Here is a 23,301-nt window from a genome sequence, read left to right on the forward strand (position 1 = left end):
CGCCCATGAAAAAGCCCCGCCTGTATGCGCAGGCGGGGCTTCGGTGCAGCAGCTCAGTCGCTTATTTCATCGAAGAGCGTGGTGCAACAGGCTGGTTGTCGTTGGAGATGGTGACTTCCACGCGACGGTTCATGGCGCGGCCCGAGTTGCTGGAGTTGTCAGCAACCGGGTATTCCTTGCCATAACCCATGGTCACAACGCGCGCTGGGTCTACACCCATGCGTACCAGAGCCATGCGCACCGAGTTGGCGCGACGCTCGGACAGCGACTGGTTGTAGGAAGCCGAACCGGTGCTGTCGGTATAGCCTTCGACAATCACTTTACGGTCCGGGTTTTCCTGCAGGAAGCCAGCCAGCTTGCCAATGTCGCCCTGGGCGGTTGGCTTCAGTTCGGCCTTGTTGTAGTCGAACAGTACGTCACCGAAAGTCACCAGCGTACCGCGTTCGGTCTGCTTGGCGTTCAGGCTGTTTTTCAGTGCAGCGATCTGCGCGTCACGCGCTTCCAGACGGGCCTTGGCGCGGTCGGCAGAAGCGTTTTGCAGAGCTGCTTCAGAGGTACGCAGGGCGATGGTCTGCTTGGCCAGCTCGATGCGCTGGTTGGTCAGGTACGACAGTTGATCGACTTTCTGTACGTCTTCATCGTTACGGAAGGCCTGTTCTGCCTTGGTCAGCCATTCGCTGGCGTCCTTGGTTTCCAGGGCTGCGACTTGAGTGGCCTGAGGGTTGGTCTGCAGCGCAGTGAAGTTGCTGCGAGCCTGTTCCAGGTTAGGGTTCGGCTTGGTTGCACAGGCTGCCAAGGCAACGCTCATGGCCAGCAGAGCAGGGATCATCAATTGTTTACGCATAATAGGGTCGTCCTTTAATCAGTTACGAATTCATGAAAACAGAAGGGGGCGCAGGGCAATCACTGCACCTGGCGCAGGCCTTCTTCACGGAGTTCGTTGACGCCTTGACGAGCGTCCTGCACGGCCTTGGCAGCTTTGGCGGCCTGGGATTTACGTTCTGCTACGCGAGCGTCCCACTCGGCTTGTTCAGCCAGACGGCGTGCTTCATCGTATTTGTGATCCTGCATGGCCAGATCAGCAGCTTTGAGCTTGTCCTGAGCCGACTTCATTTCTACCGCCGCGAACTCGGTACCGCCAGCGCTGACAGCGCTGTTGACGGCCGATTGCGAAACCGCGTACTGCTCGGAGGGCGGGTTACCGGCACAACCGGCCAGGATAAAGGTGCTACCGAGTGCCAGCGCAGCCAGCTTGAGACCGCGCAGGCCTTTGAACTTGGTTTTGGCAGTTAGGGTGTTCATGTTGATCAACTCCAATGTCTGACTCCAACGTGGTTATCCATGACAGTCGTTGCATCAAGTCCGGGCATCAGGTTGTACAACCGCCTACTGCCTTTCGGGCTTTCCTGTAATGGTTAATCGTTCCGACCTGCGCGGTTTTTGAATAGTTCAGATAAATATCTACTGAGTGGTCAGGATTTTTCAGAGGCCTTCAGACGATTGCCAATATGTTGTCCATCATATGAAGGGGCGTGAAGCCACGATCAATAACCCTGATGGCGTTCAGGTTTTTGCTGAAGCATTTGTCCAATTGCAGGCTTTTGGTGCACTGTTGGCACAGCGGATTTGAATTCACGTATGCCCGTGCTGCCGAGCGGGTACGCAACTGAGCCCAGATAAAAAACGGGAGAGGAACGATGGCCGATATCGATGCGCGTCTGCGCGAAGACGTTCACCTGTTGGGTGAGCTGTTGGGGAATACGATTCGTGAGCAGCGAGGCGCTGAATTTCTCGACAAGATCGAGCGTATTCGCAAAGGTGCCAAAGCGGGCAGGCGCGGTTCCGCAGAAGGGGCCGAGCAACTCAGTTCCAGCGTCGACGGGCTGGGTGATGACGAGCTTCTGCCGGTTGCACGTGCGTTCAACCAGTTTCTCAACCTGGCCAATATTGCCGAGCAATATCAGCTCATGCACCGCCGCGACGATAAACAGCCTCTGCCGTTCGAGTCGCGAGTACTGCCCGAGCTGCTTGATCGCCTGAAGGCCGAAGGCCATTCACCTGCTGCCCTGGCACGTCAGCTGAGCAAACTGGAAATCGAGCTGGTGCTGACTGCGCACCCCACCGAGGTCGCACGCCGTACGCTGATTCAGAAATACGACGCCATCGCTGCGCAGTTGGCAGCACTCGATCATCGCGATCTCAACAGCACCGAGCGCACACAGATTACTTCGCGCCTGCAGCGGCTGATCGCCGAGGCCTGGCACACCGAAGAGATCCGGCGCATCCGACCTACGCCGGTCGATGAAGCCAAATGGGGGTTCGCGGTCATTGAACACTCGCTCTGGCACGCCATTCCAAACTACCTGCGCAAGGCTGACCATGCGCTGCATGCGGCCACCGGCCTGCATTTGCCGCTGGAAGCCGCGCCGATCCGTTTTGCCTCCTGGATGGGCGGCGACCGTGACGGTAACCCGAATGTCACGGCTGCGGTCACCCGCGAAGTGCTGTTGCTGGCGCGCTGGATGGCGGCTGACCTGTATCTGCGTGACGTGGACAATCTCGCCGCAGAACTGTCGATGCAGCAAGCCAGTGACGCTTTGCGTGCCAGCGTGGGTGACAGCGCCGAGCCCTATCGGGCGGAGCTCAAACGCCTGCGCGAGCGTTTGCGTGCGACGCGCAACTGGGCCAATGCCTCATTGAGCGAAACCTTGCCTGCGCCGGAAGCGGTGCTGCGGGACAACCGTGAACTGCTGGACCCTTTGCTGCTGTGCTTCCAGTCGCTGCACGAATGCGGCATGGGTGTGATCGCCGACGGGCCGCTTCTGGATTGCCTGCGTCGCGCAGTCACATTCGGTCTGTTTCTGGTGCGTCTGGATGTTCGCCAGGATTCCAGCCGTCACTGCGCAGCGATGACCGAAATCACTGATTACCTGGGGCTGGGTCGTTACGAAGAGTGGGATGAGCAGGCCCGCATCGACTTTCTATTGCGTGAATTGAATAACCGCAGGCCGCTGCTGCCGAGCTACTTCAAGCCGGCAGCCGACACCGCAGAGGTGCTGGCAACCTGCCGGGAGGTGGCAGCCGCTCCAGCGGCGTCCCTGGGGTCTTATGTGATCTCGATGGCCGGCTCGGCCTCGGATGTGCTGGCCGTGCAACTGCTGCTCAAGGAGTCTGGGCTGCAGCGGCCCATGCGTGTGGTGCCGTTGTTCGAGACACTGGCCGATCTGGATAACGCCGGGCCGGTGATCGAGACGCTGCTCGGGCTGCCGGGCTATCGCTCGCGTCTGCACGGCCCGCAAGAGGTGATGATCGGCTATTCCGACTCGGCCAAGGATGCCGGCACGACGGCGGCGGCCTGGGCGCAGTACCGCGCTCAGGAAAGGCTGGTGGAGATCTGTCGCGAGCAGCAGGTCGAATTGCTGCTGTTCCACGGCCGTGGCGGTACAGTCGGTCGTGGCGGCGGTCCCGCGCACGCGGCGATCCTGTCGCAACCGCCGGGTTCTGTGGCCGGGCGTTTCCGGACCACCGAGCAAGGGGAAATGATTCGTTTCAAATTCGGCCTGCCGGACATCGCCGAACAGAACCTCAATCTTTATCTGGCGGCCGTGTTGGAAGCGACCCTGTTGCCGCCGCCACCTCCACAACCGGCGTGGCGGACGATGATGGACCAGATGGCCGGCGACGGGGTCAGCGCCTATCGCGCGGTGGTGCGTGAGAACCCTGAATTCGTCGAGTATTTCCGCCAGGCGACACCCGAGCAGGAACTGGGGCGTTTGCCACTTGGCAGTCGTCCGGCCAAGCGCCGCGAGGGCGGTGTAGAGAGTCTTCGTGCCATTCCGTGGATCTTCGCCTGGACGCAGACGCGTCTGATGCTGCCCGCCTGGCTGGGGTGGGAAGCTGCACTGAGCAAAGCCCTGGAGCGCGGCGAAGGCGAGGTGCTGGCACAGATGCGTGAGCAGTGGCCGTTTTTCAGAACCCGTATCGACATGCTGGAAATGGTCCTCGCCAAAGCCGATGCGGACATCGCCCGACTCTACGACGAACGTCTGGTCAGCGCCGAGCTGCAGCATTTGGGCGCACATTTACGCGACCTATTGTCGCAGGCGTGCAATGTGGTTCTGGGGTTGACCGGGCAGAAGCAACTGCTGGCCCACAGTCCTGAAACACTGGAATTCATCAGTCTGCGCAACACCTACCTTGACCCGTTGCATTTGCTTCAGGCAGAGCTGCTGTCGCGCTCGCGTAATCGTGAAGCCAGTCTGGACAGTCCTCTGGAACTGGCGCTGCTGGTGTCTGTAGCGGGGATTGCTGCCGGTCTGCGCAACACCGGCTGATGGATGAGGCCCATGCCATCGTCTGGCCTTTTCGGTCCGGCGATGGCCAGCGCCGGATTTGCAGGCTGGCCTGCCGTAAACCTTGATACAGGTCATATCACTCTGAAATCAAGGCTGACAAGGCGGTACGCCTGCGCTCACTGCGACTTTCGGCGGCTTGTGCGGCCTCGGTCTGCTGTGTATCTTGATCAGCCTTTCGGCCTATTGGCCTGATTCATTTTTTAGATTGGCCCCCGAGGCGAATCCGATGATTTCACTATAAAAAATTTGAGGAGCATGACGATGCGCGTGATTCTGCTGGGAGCTCCCGGGGCCGGTAAAGGTACTCAGGCAAAATTCATCACTGAAAAGTTCGGCATCCCGCAGGTTTCGACAGGCGACATGCTGCGCGCTGCAGTCAAGGCTGAAACCGAGCTGGGCCTGAAGGCCAAAAGCGTCATGGACTCGGGCGGTCTGGTTTCCGATGACCTGATCATCGGCCTGATCAAGGATCGTCTGGCCCAGCCGGACTGCGCGAACGGCGTGCTGTTCGATGGCTTCCCGCGCACCATTCCACAGGCCGAAGCCCTGTTGAAAGCCGGTCTGGAAATCGACCATGTGCTGGAAATCGCCGTCGATGACGAAGAAATCGTCAAGCGCATGTCCGGCCGCCGGGTTCACGAAGGTTCCGGGCGCATCTATCACACCATCTTCAATCCGCCGAAGGTTGAAGGCATTGATGATGTGACCGGCGAACCACTGCTGCAGCGCAAGGACGACGTCGAAGAGACCGTGCGTCATCGCCTGTCGGTGTACCACGCCCAGACCAAGCCGCTGGTCGAGTTCTACAGCAAGCTGGAAGCGAAGAACGGCAAGCCCAAGTGCAGCCATATTCCGGGCGTCGGTTCGGTTGAGGACATCACTGCGAAAGTACTGGAAGCCCTGAAGTAAGGCTCTCGGCCTGAACAATAAATGGCCCGCTTGCGGGCCATTTGTCATTTATACTGCTGCACTTTTTCACATTGACCACGACGGAAACACCGATGACCACCTTGCTGGCCCTGGACACCGCCACTGAAGCCTGCTCGGTCGCTTTGCTGCATGACGGCAAGGTGCTGAGCCACTACGAGGTGATCCCGCGCCTGCATGCCCAGCGGCTGCTGCCCATGATCAAAAGCCTGATGGCCGAGGCGGGCATTGCCATGTCGGCGCTGGACGCCATCGCTTTCGGGCGCGGTCCCGGCGCGTTTACCGGCGTGCGTATTGCCATCGGCGTCGTGCAAGGCCTGGCATTTGCCCTTGAGCGTCCGGTGCTGCCCGTGTCGAACCTCGCCGTGCTGGCGCAGCGCGCCTTGCGCGAACACGGCGTGTCGCAGGTGGCATCGGCTATCGATGCGCGCATGGACGAGGTGTACTGGGGTTGCTATCACGAGGCCGCCGGGGAAATGCGCCTGTTGGGCGAAGAGGCGGTGATGGCGCCCGAATTGGCCGCGCTGCCTGCGCACGCCAGCGGGCAATGGTTTGGCGCCGGTACGGGCTGGGGCTATGCAGAGCGTATTCCGCTCAGCCTGACAGGCCATGATGCAGCCATGCTACCGCACGCGCAGGATCTGTTGACGCTGGCAACCTTTGCCTGGCACCGCGGCGAAGCCCTGCCTGCGGATGACGCTCAGCCGGTTTACCTGCGTGACAAGGTGGCTACGCCGAAGGCGCGTTGACGCAAGGGCGGGGCTTGCACGACAGCCTGCCGCATTCCATTCAGGTGTCTTTCAATACTCGCCAACCGCGCAACCAGTATTGGAAAAATATCAGTTTGCCATCTACCGTTTATCGTCTGAATGGTCTTTAATCTCATTTGGCGATAACAAGTTGCAAGATATGTGGTCTAGTTATCGCTACGCAATTTGCGAACTACAAGGCAGTAACGCTAAATTGCCACTATCGACGCCGAGTACATAATCGATGCGCATAGACGGAACCTCATCACGCTCGTATCCCATCAAGCGAAAGCCGCAGAAAACGCCTTCGACCGTCGAAGGGTCTTTTGAGGAAGTCGTAGTTGATGCCGAGTTGCCGCCGCCCCCAGCGCGCGCTCGCCGTGAAACGGGTGATTCACCGATTGGCAGCACTGCCAATGTGCCTGCGCGTCCGCAAGACATCATTTTCCCGCGCTCCATGAGCTCTCGTGTCGCCCACGCGCTGGCCAGTTATATGGCCACTGCCAGTTTTGTCGATTGGGACCTTGAAGTATCGGGGCTCGATCTGCACGTTTGATTGTGTCCCGTCTGCCTTACTACGTTGGTTGTCCGTCATGGAGTGAAAACGCCTGGCGCGATTCGCTGTATCCAGAAGATGCCCGCCCCAATGATTTCCTGAATCTTTACACTCAGGTATTCAACGCTGTCGAAGGCAACACCACTTTCTACGCCCGTCCCGCCGCCACCACGGTGCAGCGCTGGGCAGAAACGATGCCCGACGATTTTCGTTTCACCGCCAAATTCCATAAAGACATCAGTCATAACGGCGACCTTCGTGAGCAGGTCGGCGCCGCTGAGGAATTCATCCGGTTACTTGCGCCTCTGGGCGGGCGGATTGCGCCGTTCTGGCTGCAGTTGCCAGCCAGCTTCACGCCGCAGCGTCTGGCCGAGCTGGCCGGCTTTCTCGACGAACTCAACGTGCCGCTTGCCGTAGAAGTGCGCAATATGGCGTTTTTCCTGAAGGGTGATGAAGAGCGCATGCTCAATCGCCTGTTGCTGGACCGAGGCGTCGAGCGCATCTGTCTCGATTCCCGCGCGTTGTTCAGCTGCTTCTCAAGCGATCCCGCAGTCTTGCACGCCCAATCGAAAAAACCCAAGGTGCCACCTCGTCCGGCCGCGCTGACCCTGTTTCCTCAGGTCCGTTTCATCGGCGGTCCTGACCTGGAGGCCAATGATCAGTTTTTGGTGCAGTGGGTGGAAAAGGTCGCCGTGTGGATCGAAGAGGGGCGCACGCCTTATGTCTTCCTGCACACCCCGGACAACATCAGGGCTGCCGAACAGGCCATGCGCTTTCATCAGCAACTGATGGCGCGATTGCCTGGCCTGCCGGCATTGTTCGAACTGGATCGCGGGCCTCAGGTGGAACAGTTGGGCTTGCTCTGAGGTCTTCCAGGTGTGGGCTGACAGAGTCCGACCTTGTGGAGAGCCCGCTTATGGATTCGCAACTGCGCTGTTTTGTCCCTGTTCACAGATTTTCTGTTCGATTCGCACCCGTTGCGCGGGTCAAGGTTTAAGCATGCGCGTACTGCTGGTATTCCTGCTGCTCTGTGCAATGGGGGCGTTCGCCGTCTGGCGCGGCTGGGTCGATGTACCCGAGCGCTGGAACCCGTGGGCGCCGTTGGATGTGCGGGCCGAGCCCAACTTTCTGACGTCTTACAAGCTGTCGCGACTGCAAAATGATCCCGCGCTGTGCGATCAGGTGCTGAGTTCGTCAGGGTTGCGTTTCAGTCGCCAGGCCGACAGTGATCCTTCTGCCCGTTGCCCCCTGGAAAATACCCTGCGCATTCAGGGTGGCGACGTGGCGCTGAGCAGCAGCTTTCTGGCCAGTTGCCCGTTGGCGGTCGGCTATGCGCTGTTTGATATTCACACGTTGCAACCCGCCGCTCAGGCCGTTTTCGGCCAGCGGGTAGCGCGGATCGATCATTTGGGCAGCTTTGCCTGCCGCAACATCTACAACCGCGCCAATGCTCGGCTCAGCCAGCACGCCACGGCCAATGCGCTGGACATGGCAGGTTTTCGCCTGGCAGACGGTCAGCGCATCGTTGTTCTCAAGGATTGGGGCGACGAGGGGGAAAAGGGGCGTTTTCTGAGGCTGTTACGTGACGGTGCCTGCAAAAACTTCAGCACGGTGCTCGGGCCTGAGTACAACGCGGCGCATCGCGATCATTTTCACGTCGACATGGGGCGCTGGTCGGTGTGCAGGTAAGTGTTCGGGCTTATGCCGCCATCCGCAGGTTCTGCAGGATCAACGGACGTGCCCAGCCGTTCTCGTAGTCGAACTGGCGCTGTTGGGCGGCGATCGTCTGCTCATCCAGAGGTTGGGCAGGCTTGTCGGCCAGTTCCCATTCGAATTCGGCAATCGGCAGATGCAGCGGGCGTGGCTGCGGGCCTGGGCCTGGTTTGACGCTATCGTCATAAGGGTTCAGAACGGTAGGGCGTACCCAGTGGCTCTCGAACTCCAGATGGCGTTGCTGTTCGATCATTTCAGCCATGCTGAACGGCTCTGCAGGCGGAGGCAGCAGATCAAGGTCAAACTCGGCAATCGGCAGGAACAGCGGCTCTGGAGGCTTGACCTCGGTATCGGTGACCGGGCAGGTACGTTGCTCGACGATCTTGCTCAGGGTTTTGGCGCCAGCGACCGGCTCGCCTGTTTCTACATCCACCTCAACAGCCGTCGGGTGTACGGGTACTGAAGCGCTTTCACTGACCTGATCCGCCATCGCCCGGGCAAATGCATCCGACCACAGCTGTGTCACACCACCCAGTGTGCGGCTGTTGCGTACGCTAAAGTCGCCTGAGTGCGACAAATAGCCGATGGATGATTGAACAATCTCTGACATAGCGATCAGTACTGGCCTTGGGTCTGGCAAAATGCCGGATACTTGGTTATCGGCAGACTTTGCCGATCATTAACAATTTTTGAGTGTGTAGACGCAATGATTGAGCAGCAAGCAGGCAGTCGTATCCGGGTCGAAGCCCTGGCCGTTGGCGAGCAGGAGCAGGCGGCGCAATGGGCGCAGCGCCTGGGCCTGCCGTTGAGCGATGCGCACGCTGATTTTGCACTGCAACTGACTGACGACGGGCTGCAATTGCAGCAGTTGGGCGATGATGCACCGGGCGCTGTACGTGTCGACTTTGTCGAGGGCGCAGTCGCTCATCGGCGGCTGTTCGGTGGTGGGACCGGGCAGATGATTGCCAAAGCGGTCGGTATTCAGCCAGGCATTCGCCCCAGCGTGTTGGACGCAACGGCAGGCCTTGGCAAGGATGCGTTCGTGCTCGCGAGTCTCGGTTGCGACATGAGCCTGATCGAGCGCCAGCCGATCATCGCTGCATTGCTGGAAGACGGTCTGGCCCGTGGGCGCGGTGATCGTGATGTCGGTTCTATCATTGCCCGGATGCGCCTGTTGACCGGCAACTCGATCGATATCATCCGCGCCTGGACAGGGGAGCCGCCTCAGGTGATCTACCTGGACCCGATGTTTCCGCACCGGGAAAAGACCGCACTGGTGAAAAAGGAAATGCGTCTGTTCCGGCCATTGGTCGGTGATGACATGGACGCGCCTGCGTTGCTTGAGGCAGCACTGGCGCTTGCCACCCACCGCGTGGTGGTCAAACGCCCGCGCAAGGCCCCCTGCATCGACGGCCTCAAGCCAGGTTATGCGCTGGACGGCAAATCCAGCCGCTACGACATTTACCCGAAGAAGGCCTTGAAGCCCAAGGCAGCCGCAGAGGAAAGCGGTGCATAGCGCCTATTCTCAACGGCCCGGGCCCGAGTCAAACGCAGAGGCGCCCGTGAATACAGGCGCAGACCTTATACTCAAAGCGCGCCAAATACCTTCTTCGCCAGGCCCGTAGCGGCAGCAGCAGGGTTGGCGCGGATGCTTTCTTCCTGTTTGGCGATCATTTCGAACAGCCCGTTCAGCGCTTGTTCGGTCACGTAGCCTTCAAGGTTGGCACTTTTGCTGTCAAGCGCGCCAAGCGCCGCCGCTTTGCCGGCAAAGGCATTGTACTTCTGGGCCAGACCCACCTGATCGGTGGACTTCTTGACGATAGGCAGGAACCTGGCGCGGATCTGCTCGCGGCTGGTGCTGCTCAGGTACTGGGTGGCCGAGTCCTTGCCGCCGCTGAGAATGGCCTTGGCGTCGGTTACGCTCATCTTCTTCACTGCATCCACAAGCAGTGCCTGAGCTTGAGGCACGGCGGCTTCGGCGGCCTGGTTCATGCTGGTTTCCAGCTGATCGACCTGAGTGCCCATGCCCAGCATTTTCATCTTCTTCGCGATCTGGCCGAGTTTGCCCGGCAGCTCGATGCGCACCTCTTCATTTTTGCTGAAACCACCGGGAACGCCGAGCTGTTTGACGGCGACCTGTGCGCCCTGAGTCAGGGCATCCTTGAGTCCACCGGTTGCGTCCGATTGCGAGAGGTCGCTCAACGACAGAGCGAAAACGTTGGCCGACAGCAGAAGGCCAGCGCACAGGCCGGCCAGGGAGAACGAAAAACGAAGCATGAGAGCGTCCTTGTTGAAGTGGGTTCTGACCTGAACCCGGGGCGATAGTGGTGCGGTGCGTGAGCAAGCGTATCAGGAAGTCGCGACAGGCACTTGCACCCGTTAGCGATGGACGTCAATCGATGTCGAGGGGATGAAGCTTTGTGAGACGACAACGGCGCGCCGAGGCGCACCGTTGAAGGGAGCATTCAGTGTTGAACGGATCAGCAGGCTGCCTGAGTTGATAGGCACCAGTCATTGGTGCAAACCAAACCCTGGCAGGGGCCAGACAGCACAAAACACTCGTCTAAAGATCCCTGCCAGATTAAGGAAAATCCCTACGCTGCGCCTTGATCAGTTCCCACATCCTGCTCCTCTTCGTTGCTGTGCAAGGCCACTTGCCGTATCGAAAGACGGATTTCGGCAGGCAATACGCGCTTGGCCGCCCCTTCCGCCAGTTCGCCCAGCATCGGGTGATAGCTCAGCTTGCCGGCACTGTCCTTGCGCAGCACGCCCAGGTCCAGCAGGGTCTGGATGAAGTGCCGGAACAGGCTCTTGTCGAAAAACTCCGGCGCATTGAGGCCGTGCAGAATCGACAGGCGCTGGGCCATGACCGTGCACAGGTCCTCGAGCTGTTCGGGACTCAGCGTGTTCTGCCCGCTGTTGAGCAACAAGGCGATCGCCATGTAGAAGCGCTGCAGGGTCTGGGCGATGGCGCGCGACAACAGGGTCAGCAAGACGAACTCGCGCGAGCTGGGCTCGGGGCGCACGTAGGCGTCCTTTTTGAAGCGCAACAGACCTTGTTCCACGAACGCAGCGAGCCATTGATCGACCACCTCATCCAGCTCATTCAGCGGCCAGCGAATGAACAGCTCCGATTGCAGGAACGGGTAAAGTGCACGTGTGTAGCGCAGGATCTGATCGCGGGTCATGCGCGACGAGCTCTGGAAAAAGCTCGCGAGCAGCGACGGCAGGGCAAAGATGTGCAGAACGTTGTTGCGGTAGTAGGTCATCAACACCGCATTCTGTTCGTTCAGGTACAGAATTTTGCCCAGCGCGTCTTTTTGCTCGGCGAGCAGGTCCATGCCTTTGACATGCTCGATCAGCGAGCGGCCGTCGCCTTCGGGCAGCGTCGTGTGCGGGGAGTACGGAACGGCGCGTAGCAGGGTCAGGTACAGGTCGAGAACCCGCTCCATGGCCTGATCGTCCAGCGCCAGCCTTTGCGTCGACAGTAACGCCACGGCAACCAGGTTCATCGGGTTGACGGCAGCGGCTTCGTTCAGGTGCTGGGCCACACGCTCACCCAGGCGGTGCGTGGTCTCGCTCAGCCATTCGGGGCGAAATTGCGGGTCCAGTTGCTGTTCACGCCAGTCCGGTTGCTCGCCATCGAGGAACTCGGCCAGTTTGATGGGCGCACCGAAGTTCACCGAGACTTGGCCGAAGCGCTTTTTCAGCGCGCCAATGACTTTGAAGATATCGAAGATCGACTCTTTCTTCTTGGTTGCCCCGCGCAGCTCGCCCAGGTAGGTGCGGCCCTCCAGAACACGCTCGTAGCCGATGTACACCGGAATGAAGACGATGGGCATCCGCGAGTTGCGCAGGAAGCTGCGCAGAGTGATGGCGAGCATGCCGGTTTTCGGTTGCAGCATGCGCCCGGTGCGCGAACGGCCGCCTTCGACAAAGTATTCGACCGGAAAGCCCTTGATGAACAGCGTGTGCAGGTACTCGGTGAACACCGCCGTATACAGCGGGTTGCCCTTGAACGTGCGGCGCATGAAAAATGCCCCGCCACGTCGCAGCAGGCTGCCGACCACAGGCATATTCAGGTTGATGCCGGCGGCGATGTGCGGCGGCGTGAGGCCATTGCGAAACAGCAGGTAAGACAGCAGCAGATAATCGATATGGCTGCGGTGGCAAGGTACATAAATGACCTCATGTCCCGGCGCCACTTCCTGAACGCCTTCGATGTGGCTGACCTTGATGCCATCGTAGATCTTGTTCCAGAACCAGCTGAGGACCACTTCCATGAAGCGGATCACCGAATAGGTGTAGTCCGAGGCGATCTCGTTGCCGTAGCTCAGTGCCCGTTCCCGCGCCTTTTCCTGGGTGATGTGTTCACGCTCGGCCTCTTCGATGATCGCCTGCTTGACCAGTGGCTCATCCAGCAGACCCTTGACCACCGTGCGCCGGTGCGAAACGTCCGGGCCGATCACGGCGCTTTTCAGGTTGCGAAAATGCACGCGCAGCAGACGTTGAGTCATGCGCAGCGTCAGTTCGTAACCCTTGTTTTCACCCACCAGTTCGCGCATGTGAATCGGCGCAGAAAACTGCACGCGGGTCTTGCGGCCCAGAATCAGGATGCTGACCAGACGGCGTAAGCGACCGGTCACCGCCCAGCTGTCGGCGAACAGCAGCTTCCAGGCACTGGACTCGCGGTCAGGTGACTGGCCCCAGAACACGCTGACCGGGATGATCTGCGCGTCTTCGCCGGGGTTCTGGCTGATGGCTGCAACCACACGCTCCAGCGTCGGGGGCGCACCGCGCTTGTCCTGGCGACCGAGCCAGTCAGGGGAGGGGGTCAGGTAAAAGAATGCGGCGGGCTCAATCAGGTTACCGACCGCCACCGACAGCACCGGACGAGGCAGACCGGCCTTGCGGCATTCTGTGTCGATCACTGCCAGATCGCTGATCGACGGCGATTGCAGTGCGTAGAACACCGGACGACTGCGGTCCAGATTCAGCGTGAAAGACGATTGATTGATGGTTTCCGAGCGAACCCAGAGATACAACAACCGGCGCAGGGTGCCGAACACAAGACGACGGAATGGAGAACGGGTCATACGGCTTCTGCTGAGTGAGGGGCGGGCGATTGCCCTGGATGGGCGCCAGTGTGACGTATCCCGCAGCGATCGGCAAAAGCGCCGTATGCCGGCTGAACGGATCAAGTCTGAATGACCGCGTACCGAGCCGGGTTCACCTCACGACGGCACGCATCGGCAACGTCGCAGCGAAAAATCCTACGAGGTTCGCCAGGTTATCTCTTCTTCGCCGTCGGCACTCACGCGTATCCAGCGATCGGCAGTCTCGTCGCTTTCTTCTTCAACCCAGGTGCCCGGGGCGCAACGTACTTCAACGTTCAAGGCCTTGAATGCAGCGCGGGCGCAGGCGATGTCGTCTTCCCACGGGGTCTGGTCGCTGTCCAGATGCAGGCTGTTCCATTTGCCGACCGCTTTGGGCAGCCAGGTGACGGCCACAGTGCCCGCTGTGCATTTCCAGGTCTGGCCTTTCTGCTTCCATTCGCTGCAGGAGCCCAGCGCGTCGCCGAGCCATTGGGCGATTGCCTTGTGATCGACGTCTTCGTCTTTCAGGTAAATCTCGATATCGGGTTGGCGCATGGGGGCCTCTGTTGAATGCTTATTGCAGCACGAAATAATCGTAGCGCATGGAAACGGTGACCTTGAAAGGTCCTGGTTGCTCGATGACCGCTGCCCGACGTTCGGCGCTGGCGCGCCAGCCGTGCGGTGTCATGGCCAGCAGATCGGCGCGGGACTGGCCGTCGATCAGCTTCAGCGTGTAGCGCAGGGTTTCGCTGTGTTGCAGCTGCATGCCTTGCGGCACCAGCGACAGGTGCTTGTCATCGGCATAATCGCGCACTTCATCATAGAGCCGCTGACGCAGCTCCATCAGATGCTCATTGGTCGGGCCGACCCGCATCAGTCCGCCGCCAGGGGTCAGCAGGCGTTTGGCTTCCTGCCAGTCCAGCGGGCTGAACACGCTGGCCAGAAACTGGCAACTGGCATCCGGAAGTGGCACACGCGCCATGCTGGCGACCATCCAGGTCAGCGTCGGGTCACGACGGCAGGCGCGCTTGACCGCTTCACGGGAGATGTCCAGCGCATAGCCATCGGCATGAGGCAAGGCTTCGGCAATCTGCGCGGTGTAATACCCTTCGCCACAGCCGATGTCCAACCAATGCGCGGGGGATCGCTCGGCGGCCAGTTCAGCCAGACGCCGGGCTACCGGAGCGTAGTGCCCGGCGTTGAGAAAGTCGCGTCGCGCCTCGACCATGGCCTGATTGTCGCCAGGGTCGCGGCTGTTCTTGTGCTGCACCGGCAACAGGTTCAGATAACCCTGACGGGCGCGGTCGAAGCGATGATTGGCCGGGCACACAACGCCGTTGTCGGCAGTGCTGAGCGGCGCTGAGCAGATCGGGCAGGTCAGCATCAGGCGAGCAACTTGACCAGGGTCTGGTAGTAGATCTCGGTCAGCACATCCAGATCGCTGGCCAGAATACGTTCGTTGACCTGGTGGATCGTCGCGTTGACCGGCCCCAGCTCGACCACCTGGGTACCGAGGGTGGCAATGAAGCGACCATCGGAGGTTCCGCCGCTGGTCGAGGCTTTGGTGTCACGGCCCGTGACGCTTTTGATGCTTGAGGACACGGCGTCCAGCAACGCGCCCGGCTCGGTCAGGAATGGCAGGCCGGACAATGCCCAGTCCACGTGCCAGTCCAGTTCATGCTTGTCGAGGATGTCGGCAACGCGCTGCTGCAAGCCTTCGACGGTAGATTCGGTGGAAAAGCGGAAGTTGAAGACCGCCACCAGATCGCCCGGGATGACGTTGGTGGCGCCGGTGCCAGCGTTCAGGTTGGAGATCTGGAAGCTGGTCGGCGGGAAGAAATCGTTGCCATGGTCCCAGTGCTCGGCGGCCAGTTCGGCCAGGGCCGGCGCGGCCAGATGAATCGGGTTCTTCGCCAGATGCGGGTAAGCCACATGGCCTTGCTTGCCGCGCACCGTCAGCGTGGCCCCCAGCGAGCCGCGTCGACCGTTCTTGACCACATCGCCGACCAGTGTGGTGCTCGAAGGCTCGCCGACGATGCACCAGTCCAGACGCTCGTTACGGGCCGCGAGGCGCTCTACGACAGCCTTGGTGCCGTGATGCGCCGGGCCTTCTTCGTCGCTGGTGATCAGAAATGCCACCGAGCCCTTATGATCAGGATGATCGGCGACAAAGCGCTCGGCCGCCACCAGCATGGCCGCCAGACTGCCTTTCATGTCTGCCGCGCCGCGCCCGCAGAGCATGCCGTGCTCGTCGATCAACGCATCGAACGGATCGTTCTGCCAGTTCTGTACTGGACCGGTCGGAACCACGTCGGTATGACCGGCGAAACACAGCATCGGGCCGTCGGTGGTGCCGTGTGTGGCCCAGAAGTTGTCGACGTCTTCGATACGCATTGGCTCCAGCTTGAAGCCGGCATCGCCCAGGCGCTGCATCATCACGGTCTGGCAATCGGCATCGACCGGCGTCACCGAAGGACGGCGGATCAGATCGCAGGCGAGTTGGAGGGTGGGCGAGAGGTCGGCTGGGGCCGTCATGTACAGAACTCCGGTAGCAAGACTTTGGGCGCGAAAAGGCAGATATCTTAAAGCAAAACGACGACCTGAGGCCGTCGTTTATCGTGCGCTGTGGATAGGTCAGGTTGTGGATGGGGCGGGGCGGGTTGCGCGAGCGGACAGGATTGCCATGGTAATGGCTGCCAGATAAGGGAGTGATTGTGCGAACAGCATGGTTATCCAGAAACCGGAATTCGTATCGATGGATGCCCTGCCTGTGAGCAAAAGCACAATCGCGATCCAGGAGATCGCCAAGGTAGACAGTTCTTCCCTTACATCGAGCAGGTTTTGTCCGATCCGGTTTGCAGAGGTATGTTTGGGCGTTCTGTAGAAAGGCATTGCCGAGGTGAAAAGCCCCGCCAGCACTGCCTTGCCCAAGGTCGGATAAAGCGCCATGCCGGCCAGTATCGCCGCCAGTGCCTCTTTGGTGTGTGTGCTGACCAACTGCCGGTAGAGCACAATCATCTTTAACGAGCGCAGGGCAAACATCAGTATCAACGACGTGGAAAATATCCATGGCAGCGGCCCGAAAGTCTCGGGCTTAAGGATCATTGCCATCGACCAGGCCAACGCAGCCAGCGTTAACAGATAATTCATGCCTTCTGCCACCCACGGCATCCACCCCGCGATGAAATGGTAGCGTTGCATCGCGCTCAGGGACGCGCAGTTTCCTGCAATCAGGCTTCCGGCGTGCCGCTTGACGATCTGCATAGCTCCATATGCCCAGCGATATCGTTGTTTCTTGAAGTCCATGAACGTATCGGGAGTCAGCCCTTTGCCATAGCTGATAGCGGCGTAACCCGTGGAGAAACCACTTTCCAGCATACGCAGGCCAAGTTCGGCGTCTTCGCATATGCACCACTCCGCCCAGCCCAGTCGGTCCAGTGCTGATCGGCGGATCAGTGTCATGGTGCCGTGCTGGATAATTGCATCGTGATCGTTACGGATCACCATGCCGATGTTAAAAAAACCTTGGTACTCGGCCTGACAGCAATACTTGAACAGGCTTTCGTGACCGTCGCGATAATCCTGCGGCGATTGAATGACTGCAACCTTCGGGTCCGTGAAGTGGGGCACCATATGTTTGAGCCACTGTCGATGGACGCAGTAATCAGCGTCGATGACTGCCACTACTTCTGCGTCTTCAGCGGTATGTCTCAGGAGATAGTTAAGTGCACCCGCTTTGAATCCGGGAAGTGGACTGACATGAAAAAACTGGAACCGAGGGCCGAGCTGCTGACAGTATCGCTCGATAGGCTTCCAGATGGCCGGGTCCTGAGTATTGTTGTCGATGACCAGCACCTCGAAGTCCGGGTAGTCCAGCTTTTGCAACGAGTCGAGGGTCCGTTTCACCATATCCGGAGGTTCGTTGCAGCACGGAACATGCAGGGAAACTTTCGGGGCGGGACCAACAGGACGATGGACGGGGCGGAAAGACCGTGGGGTGTCCGGTCCCCAGCAGGCTTCGAGGAATTCGTGCGTTTCGATACCCACGTAAGTCAGCACGCTGGCAGCCCAGATAAAGGCGACAGGCAGCGCGAGCCAGGCGGGCAGTGGCTGTGAGTAGTGCATGCCGAACCCTGACAATACGCAATAAGCCAGCACGATTATCAAGGCGCCTGTAGGCCACGACTCCGGTTTAAGGCGGGTGATAAGCCTGAGTATTTCCGAGAGCATGTTGACCGGCATTTTTACCGGGCCGTTGATGTGCAGTTTTAATCTGCGCTTTGCATCGAACAAACCCCAATTAGGCCAGGGCAGACCTTCTTCAGTCTTCCAGTGCTGATCGAAGGCTTCTATCACGAAATAGTCATGGTCGTGCTGATCCAGTAATGGAATCTGGTTGCGCAGGTATATCGAGTGCTCTGCGTCAGAGGTCGTCATCCGCCTCTTGGCGATGGCCTTGCTCGGCCAGCCAATCTCGGAAAGTATGAGGGGGGTGTCGGGGAATCTCGTTCTCAGTTCGTTCGCGTGTGCCAGAGTGATCGCGGTCGCGTCCAGCGCTGAAACGCTTTCCCAGAAAGGCAAAATATGGGCGGCAATGAAGTCGACATGCCTGACGAGTTCCGGCGTCTCGTACCATTGTGTCCATATCTCGGAGGTCGAAACAGGCACATTGACGGCGCGTCGTGCGGTCTGCAGATAGAGAATAAGCAGGTCGATGGGAACATCATCACGAAACAGGACTTCATTTCCCAAGACCAGGCGTTGCACGCTGGAGTAACGGTTGGCGAGTTCGATCCCTGCATTTATTTCCTCGATATTGTGCGTTTCGTCCTCTGTTATCCACACGCCAAGCGTGACATTCATGCCCAGTGCTTCGGCGAGTTCGGGGATATGCATCAATGTCCCTTCCACCGAGTAAGTTCTTATATTCCGTGTAATGCTTCGAAGTCGCGGCAGGTCTTCTCTTATCTGATCACGCGTCGGAAAAATCTGTTTGTAGGGGCTTTGGCCCGGTCGAAAAGGGGCGTAGGCCACGCCAGAGATCATTGCAGGCCAGTTGGGCGGATAGTTGAACCTGGTTTTGAACAGGTTTTTCAGCCACGTGCCTGCCTTGTTTGAATATTCATCCATGTCTGCAATGTGCTCCATGCTTGTTGCGCCGGTGCCGCGAGTTCCCTTCGCGTTGATTAACCTTAGTCGTCCTCGTTCATTGCCGTTTGCAATGCTTAGACTCTTTTCCTCGGGCTTTTCCAAAAACGGAATGGCGTTTAAGCAGTCAGCGTTGATCGCGTTCTGAGATCATTATTTTTTACTTCCCTTGAGTCTCTGGGGCAGCTCGTCAACGGACAACGACCTCGCCTGCCGGGAACAAGTCAGGTGTCTTGCCGTCGACAAACCCCTATAATGCGCGCCGGTTTTTGAGGTATTGATCATGAGCGCAGAAGATCCACGGTTCGCGGGTATCGCCCGTCTATATGGCATCGAGGGGTTGGCACGCCTGCGCGCGGCTCATGTGGCGGTGGTGGGTATCGGCGGTGTGGGCTCCTGGGCGGCGGAAGCGATGGCGCGCAGTGGCGTGGGCGAGATTTCGCTGTTCGACATGGACGATGTCTGTGTCAGTAACAGCAACCGCCAGTTGCATGCGCTGAGCGGTACGGTCGGCCAGCCGAAAGTCGAGGTGATGGCTGAGCGTATCCGCGCGATCAACCCCGATTGCATTGTCCACGCCGTGGCTGATTTCGTGACCCGCGACACCATGGCCGAGTGCATTACCCCTGACATGGACTTCGTGATCGACTGTATCGACAGCGTCAATGCCAAGGCTGCGCTGATTTCCTGGTGCAAACGACGCAAGATTCAGATGGTCACCACCGGCGGGGCGGGTGGGCAGATCGATCCGACCCTGATTCAGATCGCCGACCTCAACCGCACCTTCAATGACCCGCTGGCCTCCAAGGTGCGCTCGACCCTGCGTCGGGATTATGGTTTTTCACGTACGCCGAACCGTCACTACAGCGTGCCTTGCGTGTTTTCCAGCGAGCAACTGCGCTACCCCAAGCCGGATGGCAGCATTTGTCTGGAAAAGAAATTCGTCGGCGAGGGCGTAAAGCTCGATTGCGCCGGTGGTTTCGGTGCCGTGATGATGGTGACCGCGACCTTTGGCATGGTTGCCGCCACCCGTGCAGTGGACAAGTTGGTGGCGGGCACGCGACGGCCTTCGGAGCGGGTCAAGCCAGCGGCTGCAACGCCCGATCAGGCTTGAGTCAGATGGCGCATCTTCTGCAGTACGGCATTCAGGCCGTTGCTGCGCGAGGGTGAGAGTTGGCGGGCGAGTCCCAATCGATTGAACCAGTCAGGTAAATCTACGGCTGCCAGTTCTCGTTCCGACAGGCCGTTGACACGCGCCAGCAGCAGCGCTACCAGACCGCGAATCAGTCGAGCGTCGCTCGCAGCTCGAAACAGCCAGGCGTTGTCGCTGACTTCGCCGGTCAGCCAGACCTTGCTTTCACAACCGTGCACCAGATTGTCGTCGGTCCTTTCTTCGTCACTCAACGGCGCCAGTTGATCGCCCCATTGCATCAGCAGGCGCGCGCGCTGTTCCCAGCCTTGTTGCCGGGAAAAACTGTCGAGCGCAGTTTGCGCCAATGCGGGCAGGCTCATCGAAGCAGCTCCAGTGCCTGATCCAGTGCGCTGAAGAACTGCAGCAGATCGTCCGAATCGTTGTACAGCGCCAGTGACACCCGAATCGCGCCGGGCAGGCCAAGGGTCTTGAACAGCGGCATCGCGCAGTGATGACCGGCGCGTACGGCTATGCCCTGTTCGGTCAGCAGGTGGGCCACATCGGCATTGTGAATACCGTCGACGACGAAGCTGACCAGTGCCAGATCCGGCGAGCCCAGGACCTGAATGCCGTCCCGCTGCTGCAGGCCCTCGAGCAGGCGACGGTGCAGTCTGGCTTCATGTTCTGCAACCGCCTGGTGGTCGAGACTGTCCAGATAACCCAGCGTAGCGCCCAGACCGATCACGCTGGCGATGGGCGGGGTGCCGGCTTCGAAACCCAGGGGTGCCGGACGAAATTTCGCGTGCTGATAATCGGCCGTCAGCACCATCTCGCCGCCGAACTGCCAATGCGCGAGGCTGGGCAGCGCCTCGTTGCGTCCGTAAAGCACGCCGAGTCCTTCCGGGCCGTACAGTTTGTGGCTGGAAAACACATAAAAATCGCAACCCAACGCCTGCACATCGTGGCGTCCGTGCACCACGCCTTGTGAGCCGTCCACGACGGTGAGTGCGCTTTGGGTCTTGGCCAGTGCGATGAGGCGGGCCAAGGGTTGCCAGGTGCCGAGCACGTTTGAGAGCTGGGTGACTCCGAGCAGGCGTGTGCGCGGTCCGATCAGGTTGGCTGCCGCATCGCAGTCGATCACGCCATCAATGTCCAGCGGCAGAATTACCAGTTTCAGGCCGCGTCGCTGAGCCAGTTGCTGCCATGGCAGCAGATTGGCGTGATGTTCCAGCGCGCTGATGGCGATTTCGTCGCCCGCAGCGAATTCATGTTCCAGCCCGTAGGCCAGCAGGTTCAGCGCAGACGTTGCGCCATGGGTGAAGATGATCTGGCCGTTTTCACCGGAATTCAGCCAGTGGGCGACCTTGCCACGGCTGGCCTCGAACGCCTGGGTGGCGTGCGCGCCGGGCAGATGCTGGGCACGATGCACGTTGGCGGCACCGTTGGTGTAGTAATGAGTCAGGGCGTCGATCAGCGCCTGAGGCTTCTGCGTCGTGGCGGCATTGTCCAGATAGGTCTGGCCTTGCCGTTGCAGAGCGGCGAGTGCGGGGAAGTCGCTGCGCCAGGGAGAGAAGAGGGGCATTGTTCGTCCAGCGTGTGGAGGCGGGTTCAACGCCATCGGCCTCGAACCCGCACACAGCATCAGTTATGAGCGTGCAGTGCTTCGTTCAGCTCTATGGCCGACTTGTGGGTTTTGCATTCCACTGCGCCGGTCTGAGAGTTGCGACGGAACAGCAGGTCTGTCTGACCTGCCAGCTCACGGGCCTTGACGATCTTGACCAGCTCATTGTTTTCGTCGAGCAGCGCGACCTTGGTACCTGCGGTCACATACAGACCCGACTCCACGGTGTTGCGATCACCCAACGGGATGCCGATGCCGGCGTTGGCGCCAATCAGGCAGCCTTCACCGACCTTGATGACGATGTTGCCGCCACCGGACAGCGTACCCATGGTCGAGCAGCCGCCGCCCAGATCCGAACCCTTGCCGACGAATACGCCGGCGGAAACGCGGCCTTCGATCATGCCCGGGCCTTCGGTGCCGCCATTGAAGTTGACGAAGCCTTCGTGCATGACGGTCGTGCCTTCGCCGATATAGGCGCCCAGACGCACGCGAGCGCTGTCAGCGATACGAACGCCGCTCGGCACAACGTAATCGGTCATTTTCGGGAATTTGTCGACCGAGAATACTTCCAGCAGCTCGCCCTTGAGGCGTGCTTCGAGTTGACGCTCGGCCAGTTCGACCAGGTCGACCGCGCCCTGGCTGGTCCAGGCCACGTTTGGCAGCAGGGGGAAGATGCCTGCCAGGTTCAGACCGTGCGGCTTGACCAGGCGGTGCGACAGCAGATGCAGCTTGAGGTACGCCTCGGGAGTCGACGTCAGTGTGGCGTCTTCAGCCAGCAGGGTCGCGACCAGCGGCTTCTGGCTTTCGGCCAGGCGAGTCAGCAGTGCGGCTTGAGTCGTGTCCACGGATTTGACCGCTTCGGCCAGCTTGTAGGCCAGATCGACATTGAAGGTGATTGCCTGGTTGCCGCCGGTGTAACCCAGAACCGGTGCGATGGCCGCGACCAGTTCCGCAGAAGGATTGATCAGAGGCTGAGCATAAAATACTTCAAGCCATGCGCCTTGACGATTTTGGGTGCCGACGCCGAAGGCCAGGCTGAACAGGGTGGTGGACATGTAAATACCTCGTGGCTTTATCAAGGGGCTTTCAGTAGCGCTCTGGCTTACTGTAAAGCCGCTGCATACAGGTCAGGCTTGAAGCCGATCAGGGTTTTATTGCCCAGATCAAGCACTGGACGCTTGATCATGGACGGCTGCGCGAGCATCAGTTCTATGGCTTTCGCCTGGTCGAGATCGGCCTTTTGTCCGTCTTCGAGCTTGCGAAAGGTCGTACCTGCGCGGTTCAGCACAACCTGCCATCCGTGTTCATTGCACCACTGCTCGAGGTGCTCACGGTCGATGCCCTGGGTCTTGTAGTCGTGAAATTCGTAGCTCGCCGAATGCTCGTCGAGCCAGGTACGGGCCTTTTTCATTGTGTCGCAGGCTTTGATGCCAAACAGAGTGTAAGTCATTGTTTAAGGTGGGGTGGCTGATCTTGCTCGATACTCCCCACGTCCTCTCCTCGCAATTTAGCCGACTATTATGCCACGTCATTCCGTTCAGTGTTGTGACAGCGCCAGTACGGAGACTGAACGGAAACTAGATAATAAGGCTAACCATCATTAAGAAAACTTCACCCGCTCACGCTTGAGTCGCTGGCTGCTACGGGCAATTATTACCCGCCATTTGAAGTTTGGGTGCGTTATGTCTGAGCAAGAGAAGAAGCGTCAGGAAGCGCTTGTCCGGCAGCGTTATTACAGGGAACGTCAACGTGCCGAGGGATTCAAGCAAAGTACCCTCTGGATTCACGGTGAAGCCGAAGCCCAGGGCCGGCTGGCTGCCCGTGAAGGAAAGCCGTTGCTGCCCATGCAGTCTCATGATCCTGTCAGTTGGGCGGTCGGCTGGGTGGCTGAAAAGCTGCGAACCCGAGAATAGTCAGCACTTTTTTCAGGCGGTCACGCCACACGTGCGAAACGTATGGCGCACTGTTGATTGCAGCAGGATCAGTACCTGTTCGAACGCTGTC

The 23,301-nt window shown here is 59.5% G+C and carries 22 protein-coding genes; 9 read left to right on the forward strand and 13 right to left on the reverse strand.

Going from position 1 to position 23,301, the window contains the following annotated elements:
* Positions 1–61: 61 nt before the first annotated feature.
* Positions 62–844, reverse strand: a complete 783-nt coding sequence (locus tag PCPL58_RS08890) for an OmpA family protein (RefSeq protein WP_003364910.1) — start codon at positions 842–844, stop codon at positions 62–64.
* A gap of 59 nt (positions 845–903) precedes the next feature.
* Complete coding sequence (locus PCPL58_RS08895) at positions 904–1,317, reverse strand: DUF4398 domain-containing protein (protein WP_003409265.1); 414 nt, start codon at positions 1,315–1,317, stop codon at positions 904–906.
* A 380-nt stretch (positions 1,318–1,697) separates the two neighbouring features.
* Between PCPL58_RS08895 and ppc the strand changes: the two genes are divergently transcribed.
* From ppc to PCPL58_RS08925, 6 genes are all read left to right on the forward strand, one after another.
* Complete coding sequence (gene ppc / locus PCPL58_RS08900; RefSeq protein WP_003433410.1) at positions 1,698–4,334, forward strand: phosphoenolpyruvate carboxylase; 2,637 nt, start codon at positions 1,698–1,700, stop codon at positions 4,332–4,334.
* A gap of 282 nt (positions 4,335–4,616) precedes the next feature.
* Entirely contained in the window at positions 4,617–5,264 is a 648-nt protein-coding gene (adk, locus tag PCPL58_RS08905) for an adenylate kinase (protein WP_003364903.1), read from the forward strand.
* 92 nt (positions 5,265–5,356) lie between these two features.
* Positions 5,357–6,031 (forward strand): tRNA (adenosine(37)-N6)-threonylcarbamoyltransferase complex dimerization subunit type 1 TsaB, encoded by a 675-nt coding sequence (gene tsaB / locus PCPL58_RS08910; RefSeq protein WP_003433409.1) that lies wholly within the window; start codon positions 5,357–5,359, stop codon positions 6,029–6,031.
* Positions 6,032–6,275: 244 nt separating this feature from the next.
* Positions 6,276–6,587, forward strand: coding sequence for a hypothetical protein (locus PCPL58_RS08915; RefSeq protein ID WP_003364898.1), 312 nt, complete (start codon positions 6,276–6,278; stop codon positions 6,585–6,587).
* Between the two features lie 2 nt (positions 6,588–6,589).
* On the forward strand, positions 6,590–7,453 hold the full coding sequence (locus PCPL58_RS08920) for a DUF72 domain-containing protein (RefSeq protein WP_065349257.1): 864 nt from the start codon (positions 6,590–6,592) through the stop codon (positions 7,451–7,453).
* A 133-nt stretch (positions 7,454–7,586) separates the two neighbouring features.
* Positions 7,587–8,276 carry an extensin-like domain-containing protein gene (locus PCPL58_RS08925; RefSeq protein ID WP_065349258.1) on the forward strand — a complete coding sequence of 230 codons (690 nt, stop codon included), beginning with the start codon at positions 7,587–7,589 and terminating at the stop codon, positions 8,274–8,276.
* Between the two features lie 10 nt (positions 8,277–8,286).
* On the opposite strand, the gene PCPL58_RS08930 is transcribed toward PCPL58_RS08925, so the two are convergent.
* Positions 8,287–8,910, reverse strand: a complete 624-nt coding sequence (locus PCPL58_RS08930) for a hypothetical protein (protein ID WP_003364895.1) — start codon at positions 8,908–8,910, stop codon at positions 8,287–8,289.
* 96 nt (positions 8,911–9,006) lie between these two features.
* Between PCPL58_RS08930 and PCPL58_RS08935 the strand changes: the two genes are divergently transcribed.
* The gene (locus PCPL58_RS08935) at positions 9,007–9,816 is read left to right on the forward strand and encodes a class I SAM-dependent methyltransferase (RefSeq protein ID WP_003364894.1); all 810 of its coding nucleotides are present in this window, start codon (positions 9,007–9,009) and stop codon (positions 9,814–9,816) included.
* A gap of 71 nt (positions 9,817–9,887) precedes the next feature.
* Here the strand turns inward: PCPL58_RS08935 and PCPL58_RS08940 are convergent, their stop codons facing one another.
* The 6 genes from PCPL58_RS08940 to PCPL58_RS08965 form a co-directional block, all read right to left on the reverse strand.
* A complete protein-coding gene (locus tag PCPL58_RS08940) occupies positions 9,888–10,577 on the reverse strand; it encodes a DUF4197 domain-containing protein (RefSeq protein WP_003364891.1) in 690 nt (229 codons plus the stop codon).
* Positions 10,578–10,894: 317 nt separating this feature from the next.
* Positions 10,895–13,396, reverse strand: a complete 2,502-nt coding sequence (gene plsB, locus PCPL58_RS08945) for a glycerol-3-phosphate 1-O-acyltransferase PlsB (RefSeq protein ID WP_058398134.1) — start codon at positions 13,394–13,396, stop codon at positions 10,895–10,897.
* A 177-nt stretch (positions 13,397–13,573) separates the two neighbouring features.
* Positions 13,574–13,951 carry a hypothetical protein gene (locus tag PCPL58_RS08950; protein WP_003433406.1) on the reverse strand — a complete coding sequence of 126 codons (378 nt, stop codon included), beginning with the start codon at positions 13,949–13,951 and terminating at the stop codon, positions 13,574–13,576.
* A gap of 19 nt (positions 13,952–13,970) precedes the next feature.
* Complete coding sequence (locus tag PCPL58_RS08955; protein WP_003433405.1) at positions 13,971–14,780, reverse strand: putative RNA methyltransferase; 810 nt, start codon at positions 14,778–14,780, stop codon at positions 13,971–13,973.
* Positions 14,780–15,931, reverse strand: a complete 1,152-nt coding sequence (gene dapE, locus PCPL58_RS08960; RefSeq protein WP_065349259.1) for a succinyl-diaminopimelate desuccinylase — start codon at positions 15,929–15,931, stop codon at positions 14,780–14,782. The genes PCPL58_RS08955 and dapE overlap by 1 nt, the downstream gene beginning before the upstream one ends.
* 99 nt (positions 15,932–16,030) lie before the next feature.
* On the reverse strand, positions 16,031–18,544 hold the full coding sequence (locus PCPL58_RS08965) for a glycosyltransferase family 2 protein (protein WP_065349260.1): 2,514 nt from the start codon (positions 18,542–18,544) through the stop codon (positions 16,031–16,033).
* A gap of 283 nt (positions 18,545–18,827) precedes the next feature.
* Here PCPL58_RS08965 and tcdA point away from each other — a divergent pair, with 283 nt between their 5' ends.
* Complete coding sequence (gene tcdA / locus PCPL58_RS08970; RefSeq protein ID WP_044309251.1) at positions 18,828–19,658, forward strand: tRNA cyclic N6-threonylcarbamoyladenosine(37) synthase TcdA; 831 nt, start codon at positions 18,828–18,830, stop codon at positions 19,656–19,658.
* Here the strand turns inward: tcdA and PCPL58_RS08975 are convergent.
* Genes PCPL58_RS08975 through PCPL58_RS08990 form a run of 4 tightly spaced genes read right to left on the reverse strand, consistent with a single transcriptional unit; the run spans position 19,649 to position 22,747 of the window.
* Complete coding sequence (locus tag PCPL58_RS08975; protein ID WP_060708777.1) at positions 19,649–20,056, reverse strand: SufE family protein; 408 nt, start codon at positions 20,054–20,056, stop codon at positions 19,649–19,651. The genes tcdA and PCPL58_RS08975 overlap by 10 nt on opposite strands.
* Positions 20,053–21,258: an aminotransferase class V-fold PLP-dependent enzyme gene (locus PCPL58_RS08980; protein WP_065349261.1), complete on the reverse strand. Its 1,206-nt coding sequence runs from the start codon at positions 21,256–21,258 to the stop codon at positions 20,053–20,055. The genes PCPL58_RS08975 and PCPL58_RS08980 overlap by 4 nt, the downstream gene beginning before the upstream one ends.
* Positions 21,259–21,317: 59 nt before the next feature.
* Positions 21,318–22,352, reverse strand: a complete 1,035-nt coding sequence (gene dapD, locus PCPL58_RS08985) for a 2,3,4,5-tetrahydropyridine-2,6-dicarboxylate N-succinyltransferase (RefSeq protein ID WP_003364873.1) — start codon at positions 22,350–22,352, stop codon at positions 21,318–21,320.
* 47 nt (positions 22,353–22,399) lie between these two features.
* Positions 22,400–22,747: an ArsC family reductase gene (locus PCPL58_RS08990; RefSeq protein ID WP_003364871.1), complete on the reverse strand. Its 348-nt coding sequence runs from the start codon at positions 22,745–22,747 to the stop codon at positions 22,400–22,402.
* Between the two features lie 232 nt (positions 22,748–22,979).
* On the opposite strand from PCPL58_RS08990, the gene PCPL58_RS31365 reads away from it, so the two are divergent.
* On the forward strand, positions 22,980–23,210 hold the full coding sequence (locus PCPL58_RS31365) for a hypothetical protein (RefSeq protein ID WP_003314288.1): 231 nt from the start codon (positions 22,980–22,982) through the stop codon (positions 23,208–23,210).
* Positions 23,211–23,301: the final 91 nt, after the last annotated feature.

This window comes from Pseudomonas cerasi (assembly GCF_900074915.1).
GTDB classification, from domain to species: Bacteria; Pseudomonadota; Gammaproteobacteria; order Pseudomonadales; family Pseudomonadaceae; genus Aquipseudomonas; species Aquipseudomonas cerasi.

What these genes read in the sequence shown, in the direction of transcription:
- PCPL58_RS08890 (WP_003364910.1), bottom strand. Translation starts at nt 844, where the DNA reads ATGCGTAAACAATTGATGATCCCTGCTCTGCTGGCCATGAGCGTTGCC.
- ppc (WP_003433410.1), top strand. Translation starts at nt 1,698, where the DNA reads ATGGCCGATATCGATGCGCGTCTGCGCGAAGACGTTCACCTGTTGGGT.
- adk (WP_003364903.1), top strand. Translation starts at nt 4,617, where the DNA reads ATGCGCGTGATTCTGCTGGGAGCTCCCGGGGCCGGTAAAGGTACTCAG.
- tsaB (WP_003433409.1), top strand. Translation starts at nt 5,357, where the DNA reads ATGACCACCTTGCTGGCCCTGGACACCGCCACTGAAGCCTGCTCGGTC.
- PCPL58_RS08915 (WP_003364898.1), top strand. Translation starts at nt 6,276, where the DNA reads ATGCGCATAGACGGAACCTCATCACGCTCGTATCCCATCAAGCGAAAG.
- PCPL58_RS08925 (WP_065349258.1), top strand. Translation starts at nt 7,587, where the DNA reads ATGCGCGTACTGCTGGTATTCCTGCTGCTCTGTGCAATGGGGGCGTTC.
- PCPL58_RS08930 (WP_003364895.1), bottom strand. Translation starts at nt 8,910, where the DNA reads ATGTCAGAGATTGTTCAATCATCCATCGGCTATTTGTCGCACTCAGGC.
- PCPL58_RS08935 (WP_003364894.1), top strand. Translation starts at nt 9,007, where the DNA reads ATGATTGAGCAGCAAGCAGGCAGTCGTATCCGGGTCGAAGCCCTGGCC.
- PCPL58_RS08940 (WP_003364891.1), bottom strand. Translation starts at nt 10,577, where the DNA reads ATGCTTCGTTTTTCGTTCTCCCTGGCCGGCCTGTGCGCTGGCCTTCTG.
- plsB (WP_058398134.1), bottom strand. Translation starts at nt 13,396, where the DNA reads ATGACCCGTTCTCCATTCCGTCGTCTTGTGTTCGGCACCCTGCGCCGG.
- PCPL58_RS08950 (WP_003433406.1), bottom strand. Translation starts at nt 13,951, where the DNA reads ATGCGCCAACCCGATATCGAGATTTACCTGAAAGACGAAGACGTCGAT.
- PCPL58_RS08955 (WP_003433405.1), bottom strand. Translation starts at nt 14,780, where the DNA reads ATGCTGACCTGCCCGATCTGCTCAGCGCCGCTCAGCACTGCCGACAAC.
- dapE (WP_065349259.1), bottom strand. Translation starts at nt 15,931, where the DNA reads ATGACGGCCCCAGCCGACCTCTCGCCCACCCTCCAACTCGCCTGCGAT.
- PCPL58_RS08965 (WP_065349260.1), bottom strand. Translation starts at nt 18,544, where the DNA reads ATGGAGCACATTGCAGACATGGATGAATATTCAAACAAGGCAGGCACG.
- tcdA (WP_044309251.1), top strand. Translation starts at nt 18,828, where the DNA reads ATGAGCGCAGAAGATCCACGGTTCGCGGGTATCGCCCGTCTATATGGC.
- PCPL58_RS08975 (WP_060708777.1), bottom strand. Translation starts at nt 20,056, where the DNA reads ATGAGCCTGCCCGCATTGGCGCAAACTGCGCTCGACAGTTTTTCCCGG.
- PCPL58_RS08980 (WP_065349261.1), bottom strand. Translation starts at nt 21,258, where the DNA reads ATGCCCCTCTTCTCTCCCTGGCGCAGCGACTTCCCCGCACTCGCCGCT.
- dapD (WP_003364873.1), bottom strand. Translation starts at nt 22,352, where the DNA reads ATGTCCACCACCCTGTTCAGCCTGGCCTTCGGCGTCGGCACCCAAAAT.
- PCPL58_RS08990 (WP_003364871.1), bottom strand. Translation starts at nt 22,747, where the DNA reads ATGACTTACACTCTGTTTGGCATCAAAGCCTGCGACACAATGAAAAAG.
- PCPL58_RS31365 (WP_003314288.1), top strand. Translation starts at nt 22,980, where the DNA reads ATGTCTGAGCAAGAGAAGAAGCGTCAGGAAGCGCTTGTCCGGCAGCGT.